Here is a 12,696-nt window from a genome sequence, read left to right as displayed (position 1 = left end):
CGACGGACTATGCCGGCATTATCGAAGGCATGCGTTTCAATAAGGTGCAGATCGGCTATTTCGGCAACGCGTCAGCAATCGAAGCGGTGGATCGAGGCAACGGCGAAGTGTTCGCCAAGGTGAAGTACAAGAGCGGGGAGGCGGGGTACTACTCGTTGCTCATCACGAATGTGAATAGCAAGTGGAAGACCGTCGACCAGGTGCTGAAGAATACCCACGACATCAACCTCGGTTTCGGTGATCCGAACTCGACATCCGGCACGCTCGTGCCCTCGTATTACCTGTTCGCGAAAAACGGCGTCTCGGTGCGCAACGACTTCAAGAGTGTGCTGCCGTCAAGCCATGAGGCAAACATGCTGGCTGTGGTGAACAACCGCGTGGATGTCGCGACGAACAATACCGACATGGTCGAGACCTTGCGGCAACAGCATCCCGAGTTGCTGCAGCGCGTGCGCATCTTATGGAAGTCGCCGCTGATTCCGTCGGACCCGATCGTATGGCGACGCGATCTGCCGCAAGCCACGAAGGACAAGCTGCGCAATTTCTTCGACCACTACGCGCAGACCGATCCGCGCGAGAAGGCGATCATGGAAGGCATCACGGGTTTGTCGGGCTTCACCGACTCCACCGATGCCCAACTGATCCCGATCCGTCAGATGGCCCTGTTCCAGAAGAAGGAGCAAATCCAGAACGACGCGCATCTGTCCGACGAAGACAAGAAAGCGAAGATCGCCGCGCTGGATGAGAAGCTCGCGCAGCTCGATACGGTGGCCGCGAAGTGAAGCATCCCGTCGACGCGTATTCCTTCGACGGCGCCGGGCCACGCCCGCATGCCATCAAGCCCGGGCTGCACGTACCCAAGCGGAGCTGGTTATCGATGTTCGGGTGGATCGCGTTCGTGGCCGTACTCGGGCTGTCGTGGCGTAGCGCCGACATGCGTCCGCTCGATCTCTTCGCTGACCCGGGCAACATGGTGCAGTTCGGCCGCGACTTTTTCCCGCCGGACTTTCACGACTGGCGCACTTATGTTCACGAGATGATCGTGACGCTTGCTGTCGCGGTGTGGGGCACGGCGTTGTCGCTGATATTCGCGGTGCCGTGCGGGTTGTTGTCAGCCTATAACATTGCGCCGGTGTGGGTCGCGCAACCCGTGCGCCGCGTGATGGATGCATGCCGCGCGATCAACGAGATGGTCTTCGCGATGCTGTTTATCGTGGCAGTCGGACTCGGGCCGTTCGCGGGCGTGCTCGCGCTTTGGGTGCATACCACGGGCGTGCTGGCCAAGCTGTTTGCCGAAGCCGTCGAGGCGATCGATGCACGGCCTGCCGAAGGTGTGCGTGCCACCGGCGCAAGCAGTCTCGACGAAGTGCTCTACGGCGTGCTGCCGCAGGTCATGCCGCTATGGATATCGTTTGCGTTGTACCGGTTCGAATCGAATGTGCGTTCGGCGATGGTCGTGGGCATGGTCGGTGCAGGCGGGATTGGCGTGGTGCTGTACGAAGCCATTCGCTCGTTCAACTATGCGCAAACCGCGGCAGTGTTGCTGATGGTTATTGTGATCGTGAGCTTGATCGATCTCGGGTCGGCCTGGCTGCGTGAGCGTGTGATCTGAAATTTCAGGACGTCGGGAATAACGGCCGGTACGAAGTTCGTACCGGCCTTTTTCATCATCAGGCCAGTTTCAGCGGCCGATTGATTGCTGCCAGCAGTTGTTGTCCGGCATCGGCGAGCAGACCCGAGTTGTCGATAGTCGTCACCCGCGCTTCCTGCGGCAACGCAAGCGCCGGGCGTCGCGCGAGACGTGCTTCCATCTGCCTGGAATCTTCACGGCCTCGCCGTTCCAGACGCGCGGCGAGAACCGTCGGATTCGCGTGAATATGGACGAATTGCGTATGCGGATATCGTTCGAGCGCTGCAGGCGCATGCTGACGCGAACCGTTCACGACTACAGCCAGACCACGCGCGAGCCATGCGTCGATTTCAACGCCGATGCCGTAGTGCAGCCCAAGGCTTTCCCAGTGCATCGAGAATACGCCGCTTGCCAGACGCGCGGCGAATTCGTCGTGCGTGAGCGCAACGTGATTCTCGCCGTCCGAAACAGGCCGCGTGATGTATCGGTGCGCAAACATCACCTGCGAACCGATCCGTTCGCGAACGAAGCCGAGCAGCGAATCCTTGCCCGCGCCCGATGGTCCCATCACGTAGATCAGTCTGCTCCGATCGGCGCTCATGCGCGCGCTCCTGCATCGCCGAAAGGCAGACGCTGCCAAAGGGAGAAGGGCGCATCGCGATGCGCCTGAACGAAGAGCGCCGCGCCATGGAAGGGAAGTGGTCCAAGCGCTTCGCTGCGTGCTTGCCAGAGCGTCCTGATCGCGGTGCGTTGCGCTTCGGAGTCGATGGAATCGGAAAGCGTCATGTGAAAACGGAATTCATCGAGCACATAGGGGTAGCCCCATTCGAGCAGCAACGCGCGCTGCCGGGGAGTGAGATGGGGCGCGAGCCGCTTTTCGGTGTCTTCCGGCGATGGCCGTGCGCGCAGCGAGGCAAGGGCATGCAAGGCGCTTGCGGCGATGTCGCGGATGGCTCCGTCATGCTCCAATTGCGCCGCGCGAAGCGCAACGAAGCGGCCGAGATCGGCTGCTTGCAGCGGGGCCTCGAAAGTCGCGATTCGCTTTGCCCATTCCTTTGCGGCCAGGACGACGTGCTCCGTGTTGTAACCCTCGGCGATATGAAACGGCGGCACAAAAGTGCCATGCCAGCCGTATCGGCGCGGTGCGACGGTGAGCGACGCAACCGGCTGGCCCAGCGCGGGAACGACAGGCGGTTCCATGGACTCGCCGGTTTCAGCATCCCGGCCAAGCCATTCGCTGCCGGCATGCCACCATGCGGATGCGGCTGGCGGTGCGTAGTAAAGCGCGGTACGTGCATCGGGTGTCCACGCGCTCATACGCCATCCTCCACCAGCAATTGCACGCGGTCCGCCGCGAAGTGCGTGATGCCATATTTGATGGGCACGCCGGCCTCGTCAACGTCGACGCTTTCGACCCACATGACGGGTTGCTGCCGGTTGATCTGCAGACGGCGCGCAACTTCGGAACTCGGCAAGATGCAACCAATGCGGCTCCATTTGCGCGTGTAATCGGTCACGCCGTATTCGGCCAGCGCCGCGCTGACACCGGGCCTGCCCGCGAGCACTGCCGGAAAATCGGCGAACCGCATTGCCGGATACCAGCTTCGCGCGTAGGTCAGCGGTACGTCCTCGGAGTCATGGCGCGTCTCGATCTCGTAGACCAGCGTGCCGGCGCGGATGCCGAGTGCCTTGGCCGCAACCGGATCGGCCTTGACCTTCTCGCTCGACAACACCACGCCCGCCGACGGCTGATTGTGGCGGCGCAGGTTCTCGGTAAAACGCGTGCGCCGTCCAATCTGATAATCGATGGCACCGGGCTGCACGAACGTGCCACGTCCCTGTTCGACACTGACCAGTCCCGTCGCCGCAAGACGCAGCATGGCGCGGCGCACCGTATGGCGGTTGACGTCGAAACGCCGCGCAAGTTCTGCTTCGCTCGGCAGGCGGCCTTCTTCGCCAAAACTCTTCGCTGTAATTTCCGCCGAAAGGATCTGTTCGATCTGGCGCCACACAGCCACGCCCGCGCCGCGCTCGACTGCAAGCCCCGGTGTCCCCGTTTCGTTGGATGTCATGGTGGTGTCATTCCTGTCGGTTTGAATATCGTCATGGGCATTGTAGTGCGCCGCCGATGATGGAAATGTGAAAGCGGGGCACATTGGATCGATTTATATCTGTACCTGTAAACGTCTAGACGACCAGATGACTATTCTAGTAGGGTATGGATTCTGCAGCATCACCAAATTCACGAGGTTGACGATGAACATTTCTGCGCGGCCGTCCGAGTTGGCGCAACCCGCGACCCGGCGCGAGTGGCTGGCGATCCTGGCGCGTACGCCGCACGCCAGCATGAAGGCTGCAATGGACGCGGCGCTAGGCGCGGCCAGTCCGCCGGAGTTCGACTGGCTGCGCGCGCCGGATATCGGTCTGGCGATGGTGCGCGGCCGAGTGGGCGGGACGGGCGACGCGTTCAATCTCGGCGAAGTGACCGTGACGCGTGCAACGCTGCGTGTCCGGTCGGACGAAGGGCGTGCAACGGTCGGCATGGCGGTCCACATGGGACGCGACAAGGAGCGTGCAACGCTTGCCGCGCTCGCGGACGCTCTGCTGCAAATGCCCGCGTTCGAAGCACGCATGCAGCAGCATGTGATCGCGCCGCTGGCGGCGCGCATCGCTGCAAACCGCCGGCAAAAGCAGGCGCGCGCGGCGGCCACGAAAGTTGAATTCTTCACGATGGTGAGAGGTGACTGATGCAACGTAACAACCCATCTGCGGGTGCTCGGGGGGCGAGTGCGGGAAGCATCGACCTCGCCACGCTCACGCCTGGTTTCACCGATACCATCCATGATTCGCAGGGCGTGTTCCGCTCGCTGCTGGATGCATTGTCCCGGCCAGGCAAGATCGTATCCATAGACACGGTCGTGCCGGCTCTGGCGAGCGAGCAAGAGGCGTACGTGCCGGTTGCCGCCTACGCTGCGTTGCTCGCGCTCGCGGATTATTCGACGCCCGTGCTGCTGCAGCATCCACATCGAGCATTGAGCGACGCCCTGCGCTTTCACACCGGCGCGCCGGTGACGGACGATTGTTCGGAAGCCGTGTTTGCCTATCTCGACGACGCACACTCCATGCCGTCGCTTGAAGAGTTTTCGCTTGGCGAACCCGAGACGCCGGAAACGGCCGCGATGCTGTTCATCCGCGTGGAGTCGCTGACAAGCGGCGCACCTGTGACGTGGCGCGGTCCCGGAATCCGCGAGTCGGAAACGGTTTGTGTGGAAGGCGTGCCTGCCTCGTTCTGGCACGAGCGCGCGCAACTTGCGAGCGACTTTCCGTGCGGCGTCGATTGTTATTTCGTCCGTGGCGGTTCGGTGATCGGATTGCCCCGCACAACACGCGTGGAGGTGGACTGATGTACGTTGCAGTCAAAGGCGGCGAACGCGCGATCGAACGTTCATGGGACCTGCTCGCAGAAAAACGCCGCGGCAATCAGGCGCTGGCAGAACTCAGCGTAGGCCAGATTCGCGAGCAGCTTCGGCTGGCCGTCGCACGCGTGATGACCGAGGGTTCCGTCTACGACGAGGAACTCGCCGCGCTCGCAATCAAGCAGGCGGCGGGCGATCTGGTCGAGGCGATATTCCTGCTGCGGGCGTACCGCACCACGTTGCCGCGTTTCGGCTATACGCTTCCTGTCGATACAGAAGAGATGTGCGTCGAGCGGCGAATCTCCGCTGCCTTCAAGGACATCCCCGGCGGACAGATGCTGGGGGGCACCTACGATTACACCCAGCGGCTGCTTGATTTCAAACTGCTTGCGGAAGGCGCTGCATCCGATGCCGGCAAGAAGATCGCGCCGCCCTCGGTGAAGGAGGATCCCATGCCGCGCGTGCTGGCCTTGCTCGACAAGGAGGGCTTGATCGAGCAGGAAAGGGCGCACGCGGATGCGTCCGAACCCGGCGATATCACGCGCGAACCGCTGACGTTTCCGGTCGATCGTACGGTTCGCCTGCAGAATCTCGCGCGTGCTGATGAAGGGTTCCTGCTCGCGATGGGCTACGCGACACAGCGCGGTTATTCGCACACGCATCCTTTCGCAGGCGAGATCCGCAACGGCGAAGTTGCGGTGGAAATGGATATTGAAGAGCTCGGCTTCTCCATTGAAATCGGGGATATGGAGGTCACGGAATGCCAGATGATCAACCAGTTTGCCGGCAGTGGTGACGTGCCGCCGACGTTCACGCAAGGCTATGGACTCGCGTTCGGCCATTCGGAACGCAAGGCGATGGCAATGGCGCTCGTCGACCGTTCACTGCGCGCACCTGATCTGGGCGAGACGGTCGCATCGCCGACGCAGGACGCCGAGTTCGTGCTCTCCCACAGCGACAACGTGGAAGCATCGGGCTTCGTTCAGCATCTGAAATTGCCGCATTATGTGGACTTCCAGTCGGAGCTCGAGTTGCTGCGGCGGCTGCGCGCGGGTCTGGAAAAAGAACAGCAGGGGAACGCAGCATGAACGCGCGTACGCAGGAAACTGGCATTGCAGAAGGCTACAACTTCGCCTATCTCGACGAACAAACCAAGCGCATGATCCGTCGTGCGTTGCTGAAGGCCGTTGCCATCCCCGGACACCAGGTTCCGTTCGCATCGCGCGAAATGCCGTTGCCTTATGGCTGGGGAACGGGCGGATTGCAGGTTACGTCCGCCATCATCGGGCGCAGCGATACGCTGAAGGTCATCGACCAGGGTTCGGATGAAACGACCAATGCCGTCAACATCCGGCGCTTTTTCGCGCGCACGGCCGGCATTGCAACGACCACGCGAACCGTGGATGCATCGATCATTCAGACGCGTCACCGGATTCCGGAAACGCCGCTGACGGACAAGCAGATCCTCGTGTACCAGGTGCCGATGCCCGAGCCGCTTTACCGGCTGGAACCGCGCGTGACCGAGTGCCGCAAGCTTCATTCGCTCGCCGACTATGGCCTGATCAACGTGAAGTACTACGAGGACATCGTGCAGCATGGCAGCATTGCAACGACCTACGATTACCCGGTCCTTGTGAACGACCGCTATCTTTCGTCGCCTTCGCCAATCCCGAAGTTCGACAACCCCAAGATGCACATGAACCCCGCGTTGCAGCTTTTCGGAGCGGGCCGCGAACGGCGCATTTACGCCATTCCACCTTATACGAAGGTCAAGAGCCTCGATTTCGAGGATCATCCGTTTAGCATCCAGCACTGGGAACACGAATGCGCGCTGTGTGGATCGCATGAAAGTTTCCTGGACGAGATGATTGTCGACGACGAGGGCAAACGCATGTTCGTGTGTTCCGACAGCGACTATTGCCAGGAACATCGTGCTGCGAATGAACAGGGGGATGCATGAACGGTTCATCCGTAGCTCCGCTGCTCAGCGCACGCGGACTCACCAGGCGTTATAACGGACGCGGCGGTTGTGCCGACGTGGATATAGACATCTATCCGGGCGAAGTTCTGTGTATTGTCGGTGAATCGGGCTCGGGGAAATCGACCTTGCTGAACGCGCTGGCCTTGCGCACCCCTGCGGACGATGGCGCATTGACGTATCGCACGGCCGGGCACGAAGTACTCGACCTGCTTGCGCTGCCCATGCCGCGCCGCCGGATGCTCGCTCGTACGGACTGGGGTTTCGTGCATCAGAATGCACGCGATGGCTTGCGTCACGGTGTATCGGCGGGAGCGAACATTGGCGAGCCCCTGATGGCGAACGGCGCCCGTCATTACGGCAAGCTTCGCGAGACAGCGTCCGACTGGATGAGCCAGGTCGAGCTCGATGCCGCGCGTATCGACGAGTTGCCGTCGGCGTTTTCAGGCGGCATGCAGCAGCGGCTGCAGATCGCGCGCAACCTGGTGACGAAACCGCGCCTCGTTTTCATGGATGAACCGACGGCGGGGCTCGATGTATCCGTGCAGGCGCGATTGCTTGACCTGCTTCGCACGTTGACCGGCAAGCTGCATCTTGCAGCGCTGATCGTGACGCACGATATCGGCGTGGCGCGCCTGCTTGCGCACCGGTTGATGGTGATGAAGGATGGCCGCGTGGTGGAAAGCGGGCTGACCGATCAGGTCCTCGACGATCCTCAACATCCCTATACACAGACGCTGGTAGCGTCCGTGCTGCCCGTCTGAGAGCCTAGAATGAACGCCAATCGCTTCAAAGAACTCGCGGACGACGCCGCCTTCGCCGAAAGCAAGACGTTGATGCTGCGCGCGCGCGGCGTCGAGAAGACTTTCACGCTGCATCAGCAGGGCGGTGTGAGCATTGCAGCGCTGGGCGGTGTATCGCTCGATGTGGAGCGCGGCGAATGCGTGGTGTTGTCCGGGCCCTCGGGTGTCGGCAAGAGCACCTTGCTGCGCTGCATGTACGGCAACTATCTGCTGACACGCGGCACGGTTACCATTCGCGACGAGAGCCGCGCATCCGGGTTCCTGTCGCTGTCCCATGCTGAACCGCACGACGTGATCCGCCTGCGCCGCACGACCATGGGCTACGTCAGCCAGTTTTTGCGCGCAATCCCGCGGGTTTCATCCATCGATCTCGTGAGCGAGCCGCTCGTATCGCGCGGCATGAATGAAGATGAAGCGCGCGAACGGGCCGGTGTCCTGCTGGAACGTCTGAACGTGGCGCGCCGTTTATGGACGCTCGCGCCAGCCACGTTCTCAGGCGGCGAGCAACAACGTATCAACATCGCACGCGGGTTGATTGCTGGGCAGCCGCTCTTGCTGCTCGACGAGCCCACCGCATCGCTCGATGCAGAGAACCGGCAGGTGGTCGCCGATCTCATAGTCGACGCGCGCGAGCGGGGCGCGGCGATCGTAGGCATTTTCCACGACGAGGACACGCGCGAACGCGTCGCGACTCGTCTGATCCAACTCAACGCTCCCGCCGGGCAGGCGGCCACGACTACGGAAACCTTGCAGACATGTTGATCAAGAACGCGCGAATCGTCACTCGCGACGAAGAGTTCACAGGTGTTGTACGCATTGCCGACGGACGCATTGCCGAGGTTGCGCCCGGCACGACTTCAGCCGGCGACGCCGAAGACTGGGGCGGCGATTATCTATTGCCCGGCCTCGTTGAACTGCATACGGACAACATCGAAAAACACATCGCGCCGCGTCCCGGCGTGCTGTGGAATTCCGATGCCGCGATCGTCGTGCATGATGCGCAAGTGGCGAGCGCCGGCATCACGACCGTCTTCGATGCATTGGGCATCGGCTCACGTGGGGGCGTGGGTGTGCGCGGCAAGGAGTTGCAGACCAATAACGCGCGGGCAATAGAACGCCTTGCGGGAAAGGGCTTGTTGCGTGTCGATCACTTCCTGCACTTGCGCTGCGAGATCGCGGCGGCGGATGTGCTCGAAGTTTTCGATAGTCTCGTTTCGCATCCTCTGCTTCGGCTCGTTTCGGTGATGGACCATACGCCGGGCCAGCGTCAATGGCACGACCCCGTGCAATGGCGCAAGTATCAGGAGCGTCACGGCAAATGGACCGATGCGCACGCGAACACCATGCTCGACGAACTGACCCGCGATCAGCAGCGGTATGCGCGGCTGCATCGGACGGAGATCGTCGCGCGTTGCAAGGCGCGTGGCTTGCCACTCGCAAGTCACGACGATACGTCGGTCGACCATGTGCTCGAAGCGGCGGAAGACGGCATCGTGCTGGCCGAATTCCCGACCACGCTCGTGGCAGCAGAGGCGGCGCGCGAACGTGGAATCTCGACGATCATGGGTGCGCCGAATATCGTGCGCGGCGGATCGCATTCGGGCAATGTCTCGGCGCTCGAAATGGCAAGGGCGGGATTGCTCGATATCCTGTCATCGGATTACGTGCCTTCGAGCCTGCTGACCGCGACCTTCGATCTCGTCGATAAAGCCGGCTGGTCCCTGCCGCAAGCAATGCGAACGGTGTCATCCGCGCCGGCCAAGGCGGCGGGACTGACAGACCGGGGCGCCATCGCCATCGGCTTGCGAGCGGACTTCGTGCGCGTCGCTATGTCCGATCGTCTGCCGATTCCGCGTGCGACCTATCTGGAGGGAAAACGCGTCGCATAGCGGATCAACAAAGGGTCGATAAAACTGCGATGGGCAATTCTTGACTCAGGCGAGGCGACCTGAGCGTAAGCGCCTTGAGTCTCATGGCGCGACCCATTGCCCCTGGAAGGCGCCATCGTCACGTACATGAAACTGCGCTCTGTGGTGCGGCTCGTTCGACAGATCGAGATAGTCGATGTGCCGCATCGAAACATGCACGAGGCAGAAGTTCTCGTAGCCGAGCAGGGGGTCCGCGGCATCGGGCACCGTGGCCTGGGCAGGGTCATCGATAACACTTCCCGACACAACCGGTGATCGATACAAGATCAACGTACGCGGCCGGCTCGAATTCCACACGGCCAGCTTTTCGGCTTCATCGGTCACGAAAGACGCAATGCCTTCCACGCGAATCTGCACGAGTCGCTCGGCGTCGTACCCGTGCATCGAAATGGCCGGGCGTGCGCGTAGTTCGCGGACTTTCCCGGAACGGATGTCCGTGTGAAATGAAAGACGAGCAAGCTCTTCGTTTGCATCGCGCAATACGATGGTCCGGACCTTGGGATTTCCATCGACGCCTACAGTCGCCGCCTGCAGCACGCTGAACGGCGATCGTCCGGCGCCGGCGCCTGCACGCAAGGAATCCCAGATCGACTTGAACAAGTCCTTCATGTCTGGTGTAGCAGAGGCGCTTGAAGTCACGTGTTGGTCCCGGGTGTGAGGTGAATGGTTCAGCCCTCAGTTTCCTTCAATACTGCCGTTGCTGCTTCGCATGCGCCACGCAGTTGCTCTCGCATCAGGTCCTGCACGCGTTTGTCGCCGGTGGAGATCGCGTCCTTGATCTTCACGGCCTGTTCGAACGATGCCCGCATCCGTCCGCCGCGCGCCATCGCGATCCGTCGCAAGCGCCGTACCGGACCCATGAGGCTCGCGTGCGTTGCCTGAAGCGTGCGGTTATCGGCGAGGGTCATTACGATCGAATAGAAGCGGTCGAGGGCATCCACGTACGCCGCGGGATCATTGGCGGCCACATTCGCACGCATCTCGCCGATCACGTCTTCCAGTTGAGCGCGCCCGAGCGTCGTGATGTTTTCCGCGCAAAGCTGAACGGCGAGGCATTCGAGCGCCGTGCGCACTGTGTAAATCTCCGCAACGTCACGCAGTGTCACGGACCGCACGAACGCCCCTACGCGCGCCACCACGGTCACCAGGCCTTCGCGTTCGAGTTGTGCAAACGCCTCACGCATCGGCGTGCGGCTGACGTTCAATTGCTTCGCGACCTGCACCTCCGATAGCCGGCTTCCCGGCGCCAGCACACCTTCCACGATCGCCTCTCGCAACGCCGGCACGACCACGCCGTCGCTGAGCGAGTCGCCGGACGCGTCGACCATGCGCATTTTCGAGTGATATTTGCGGCCGATGGTTTCGAGCGCCTGCTCGGGCACACGAGCGGTAATTTCCATTTCAGCGGGTTTCGTTGCAGAGGCCATTGACTTTCCGTTGTTCGATGAATACGCTGTATACAGCTTATACAGGCGATTATACAACAGGAGGCTGCTTGGACCACGCGCGCTTGCCGGACCCGGTCGTGATCGATCGATCGGGAGAAATTCTGACCTTTACGCTGAACAATGCCGCCGCCGGCAACGAAATCACTGCGCCCATGTTCGACGCCATGATCGCCGTCTTGCGTAGCGAGGCAACCTTGCCTACGGCGCGCGTGCTGCGCATTCGCGCAAGCGGTGAAACGTTCTGCACAGGGCGGGAACGCGCCGGAACGGACGCGGTTTCGATTCATCGCGAAGTCTCGCGGTTGATCGAATTGAAGCGGCTACTGCGGGCATCGCCGATGATTTCGATTGCCGAGGTGCAGGGCGATGCGCTCGGTTTCGGCTTTGGTCTTGCGATCCTGTGCGACTTCACGCTGGTAGCGGGCAGCGCGAAGCTCGCCTTTCCCGAGATGCGCAAAGGCTTGCCGCCGGCCGCGATCATGGCCTACCTCGGCCGCTATGCCTTGCCCAAGCAAGTGTTCCCGATGCTTCTTTTCGGCGACGCAATCACGCCCGACGCCGCACTGGCCGCCGGCCTCGTGACCCGCGTCTGCGCGCCCGACGCGTTGCAGGCGGACACCGATGCGCTCGTTGAACGAATCCTCGCACTTGACGAAACCGGCGCGCGGCAGTGCAAGTCCTTCTTCCAGAACGCGGAGGAAAGCTCGCTCGAACACAACTTCCGGTGCGCGACGGAAACGCTGACGGTGTCGGCGTTGCGGCTGATGGCATCGAAATAACTGGTCATGCATTACGACAAACCCTCGATGGTTTGCAGGAGACGGAAATGAATGTGAATGCAGGCGCACGCCTGGACCGGCTGCCGGTATCGGGCTTTCACAAGCGCATCATGTGGCTGATCGGGATCGGCATGTTCTTCGACGGCTTCGATATCTACGTGGCCTCGACCGTCCTCGGCGCCACGCTGCAAAGCGGTTTTTCCACGCTCGGCCAAAACGCGCTGTTCGTGTCGCTCACATTCTTCGGCATGATGCTGGGCTCGCTGGCGACGGGTTTTCTCGGCGATCGATTCGGCCGGCGCTTCACGTACCAGACCAACCTGATGGTATTCGGCATCGCCTCACTGGGCGCTGCGCTCGCGCCGAACATGATGGTGCTGATCGCTTTTCGCTTCGTGATGGGCCTGGGGCTCGGCGCGGAAAACGTCGTCGGTTATTCGACGCTGACCGAGTTCGCGCCGCCCGCGTCGCGCGGCAAGATGCAGGGGCTGATGGCCGTGTTCGTGGTCTCGGGCTTGCCGGTGGCGGGATTGATCGGCCTGTTTCTGATCCCTGCCATGGGCTGGCGTGCGATGTTCGTGCTCGGCGGGATCGGCGCAATCGGCGTGTGGTACGCGCGTAAATCGCTTCCGGAGTCCCCGCGTTGGCTGGAGTCGGTCGGGCGCCATCAGGATGCCGAAGTAATTCTTTCGAAGATCGAAACGGAAGTGAAGG

16 protein-coding genes are annotated in these 12,696 nt (G+C 61.7%); 11 read left to right on the top strand and 5 right to left on the bottom strand.

The window, feature by feature from the left end; all coding sequences use genetic code 11:
- Window positions 1-782 (top strand): phosphate/phosphite/phosphonate ABC transporter substrate-binding protein (gene phnD / locus ACFFAR_RS12170; protein WP_375507935.1); only part of this gene is annotated, 782 nt, incomplete at its 5' end.
- 95 nt (window positions 783-877) lie between these two features.
- Complete coding sequence (gene phnE / locus ACFFAR_RS12165) at window positions 878-1,612, top strand: phosphonate ABC transporter, permease protein PhnE (RefSeq protein WP_086386447.1); 735 nt, start codon at window positions 878-880, stop codon at window positions 1,610-1,612.
- Window positions 1,613-1,670: 58 nt separating this feature from the next.
- Here phnE and phnN read toward each other — a convergent pair whose 3' ends face one another.
- The 3 genes from phnN to phnF are packed head-to-tail and all read right to left on the bottom strand — an operon-like array spanning window position 1,671 to window position 3,702.
- On the bottom strand, window positions 1,671-2,231 hold the full coding sequence (gene phnN / locus ACFFAR_RS12160) for a phosphonate metabolism protein/1,5-bisphosphokinase (PRPP-forming) PhnN (protein ID WP_174362912.1): 561 nt from the start codon (window positions 2,229-2,231) through the stop codon (window positions 1,671-1,673).
- Window positions 2,228-2,947, bottom strand: a complete 720-nt coding sequence (locus ACFFAR_RS12155; RefSeq protein WP_174362911.1) for a DUF1045 domain-containing protein — start codon at window positions 2,945-2,947, stop codon at window positions 2,228-2,230. Before ACFFAR_RS12155 ends, phnN begins: the two co-directional genes overlap by 4 nt.
- Window positions 2,944-3,702, bottom strand: a complete 759-nt coding sequence (gene phnF / locus ACFFAR_RS12150; RefSeq protein ID WP_174362910.1) for a phosphonate metabolism transcriptional regulator PhnF — start codon at window positions 3,700-3,702, stop codon at window positions 2,944-2,946. Before phnF ends, ACFFAR_RS12155 begins: the two co-directional genes overlap by 4 nt.
- Window positions 3,703-3,886: 184 nt before the next feature.
- Between phnF and phnG the strand changes: the two genes are divergently transcribed.
- From phnG to ACFFAR_RS12115, 7 genes are read left to right on the top strand one after another with little or no spacing between them, the layout of a single operon-like run.
- Window positions 3,887-4,378 (top strand): phosphonate C-P lyase system protein PhnG, encoded by a 492-nt coding sequence (phnG, locus tag ACFFAR_RS12145; RefSeq protein WP_062170792.1) that lies wholly within the window; start codon window positions 3,887-3,889, stop codon window positions 4,376-4,378.
- The gene (gene phnH / locus ACFFAR_RS12140; protein ID WP_174362909.1) at window positions 4,378-5,034 is read left to right on the top strand and encodes a phosphonate C-P lyase system protein PhnH; all 657 of its coding nucleotides are present in this window, start codon (window positions 4,378-4,380) and stop codon (window positions 5,032-5,034) included. Before phnG ends, phnH begins: the two co-directional genes overlap by 1 nt.
- On the top strand, window positions 5,034-6,134 hold the full coding sequence (locus ACFFAR_RS12135) for a carbon-phosphorus lyase complex subunit PhnI (protein ID WP_174362908.1): 1,101 nt from the start codon (window positions 5,034-5,036) through the stop codon (window positions 6,132-6,134). The genes phnH and ACFFAR_RS12135 overlap by 1 nt, the downstream gene beginning before the upstream one ends.
- Window positions 6,131-7,006 (top strand): alpha-D-ribose 1-methylphosphonate 5-phosphate C-P-lyase PhnJ, encoded by an 876-nt coding sequence (locus tag ACFFAR_RS12130; protein WP_174362907.1) that lies wholly within the window; start codon window positions 6,131-6,133, stop codon window positions 7,004-7,006. The genes ACFFAR_RS12135 and ACFFAR_RS12130 overlap by 4 nt, the downstream gene beginning before the upstream one ends.
- Window positions 7,003-7,788, top strand: a complete 786-nt coding sequence (gene phnK / locus ACFFAR_RS12125; protein ID WP_062170798.1) for a phosphonate C-P lyase system protein PhnK — start codon at window positions 7,003-7,005, stop codon at window positions 7,786-7,788. Before ACFFAR_RS12130 ends, phnK begins: the two co-directional genes overlap by 4 nt.
- 9 nt (window positions 7,789-7,797) lie before the next feature.
- Window positions 7,798-8,589 carry a phosphonate C-P lyase system protein PhnL gene (gene phnL, locus ACFFAR_RS12120; RefSeq protein WP_375507934.1) on the top strand — a complete coding sequence of 264 codons (792 nt, stop codon included), beginning with the start codon at window positions 7,798-7,800 and terminating at the stop codon, window positions 8,587-8,589.
- Entirely contained in the window at window positions 8,583-9,716 is a 1,134-nt protein-coding gene (locus ACFFAR_RS12115; RefSeq protein ID WP_086382837.1) for an alpha-D-ribose 1-methylphosphonate 5-triphosphate diphosphatase, read from the top strand. The genes phnL and ACFFAR_RS12115 overlap by 7 nt, the downstream gene beginning before the upstream one ends.
- An 81-nt stretch (window positions 9,717-9,797) precedes the next feature.
- Here the strand turns inward: ACFFAR_RS12115 and ACFFAR_RS12110 are convergent, their stop codons facing one another.
- Window positions 9,798-10,394 (bottom strand): pyridoxamine 5'-phosphate oxidase family protein, encoded by a 597-nt coding sequence (locus ACFFAR_RS12110; RefSeq protein ID WP_375507933.1) that lies wholly within the window; start codon window positions 10,392-10,394, stop codon window positions 9,798-9,800.
- 29 nt (window positions 10,395-10,423) lie between these two features.
- Window positions 10,424-11,182 (bottom strand): FCD domain-containing protein, encoded by a 759-nt coding sequence (locus ACFFAR_RS12105; RefSeq protein ID WP_174362905.1) that lies wholly within the window; start codon window positions 11,180-11,182, stop codon window positions 10,424-10,426.
- A 68-nt stretch (window positions 11,183-11,250) separates the two neighbouring features.
- Here ACFFAR_RS12105 and ACFFAR_RS12100 point away from each other — a divergent pair, with 68 nt between their 5' ends.
- Together ACFFAR_RS12100 and ACFFAR_RS12095 are read left to right on the top strand one after the other, a co-directional pair.
- On the top strand, window positions 11,251-11,982 hold the full coding sequence (locus ACFFAR_RS12100) for an enoyl-CoA hydratase-related protein (protein ID WP_174362904.1): 732 nt from the start codon (window positions 11,251-11,253) through the stop codon (window positions 11,980-11,982).
- 47 nt (window positions 11,983-12,029) lie between these two features.
- Window positions 12,030-12,696, top strand: a 667-nt coding sequence (locus tag ACFFAR_RS12095; RefSeq protein ID WP_375507932.1) for an MFS transporter, incomplete at its 3' end; no start/stop codon positions are given.

This window comes from uncultured Caballeronia sp., from assembly GCF_964243625.1.
GTDB lineage: Bacteria > Pseudomonadota > Gammaproteobacteria > Burkholderiales > Burkholderiaceae > Caballeronia.
Note: the sequence above shows the minus strand (reverse complement) of the source record. Positions and strands in the feature narration are given on the sequence as shown.

What these genes read in the sequence shown, in the direction of transcription:
- ACFFAR_RS12155 (WP_174362911.1), bottom strand. Translation starts at nt 2,947, where the DNA reads ATGAGCGCGTGGACACCCGATGCACGTACCGCGCTTTACTACGCACCG.
- phnL (WP_375507934.1), top strand. Translation starts at nt 7,798, where the DNA reads ATGAACGCCAATCGCTTCAAAGAACTCGCGGACGACGCCGCCTTCGCC.
- phnH (WP_174362909.1), top strand. Translation starts at nt 4,378, where the DNA reads ATGCAACGTAACAACCCATCTGCGGGTGCTCGGGGGGCGAGTGCGGGA.
- ACFFAR_RS12115 (WP_086382837.1), top strand. Translation starts at nt 8,583, where the DNA reads ATGTTGATCAAGAACGCGCGAATCGTCACTCGCGACGAAGAGTTCACA.
- phnK (WP_062170798.1), top strand. Translation starts at nt 7,003, where the DNA reads ATGAACGGTTCATCCGTAGCTCCGCTGCTCAGCGCACGCGGACTCACC.
- phnE (WP_086386447.1), top strand. Translation starts at nt 878, where the DNA reads ATGTTCGGGTGGATCGCGTTCGTGGCCGTACTCGGGCTGTCGTGGCGT.
- phnF (WP_174362910.1), bottom strand. Translation starts at nt 3,702, where the DNA reads ATGACATCCAACGAAACGGGGACACCGGGGCTTGCAGTCGAGCGCGGC.
- ACFFAR_RS12130 (WP_174362907.1), top strand. Translation starts at nt 6,131, where the DNA reads ATGAACGCGCGTACGCAGGAAACTGGCATTGCAGAAGGCTACAACTTC.
- ACFFAR_RS12135 (WP_174362908.1), top strand. Translation starts at nt 5,034, where the DNA reads ATGTACGTTGCAGTCAAAGGCGGCGAACGCGCGATCGAACGTTCATGG.
- phnG (WP_062170792.1), top strand. Translation starts at nt 3,887, where the DNA reads ATGAACATTTCTGCGCGGCCGTCCGAGTTGGCGCAACCCGCGACCCGG.
- phnN (WP_174362912.1), bottom strand. Translation starts at nt 2,231, where the DNA reads ATGAGCGCCGATCGGAGCAGACTGATCTACGTGATGGGACCATCGGGC.
- ACFFAR_RS12105 (WP_174362905.1), bottom strand. Translation starts at nt 11,182, where the DNA reads ATGGCCTCTGCAACGAAACCCGCTGAAATGGAAATTACCGCTCGTGTG.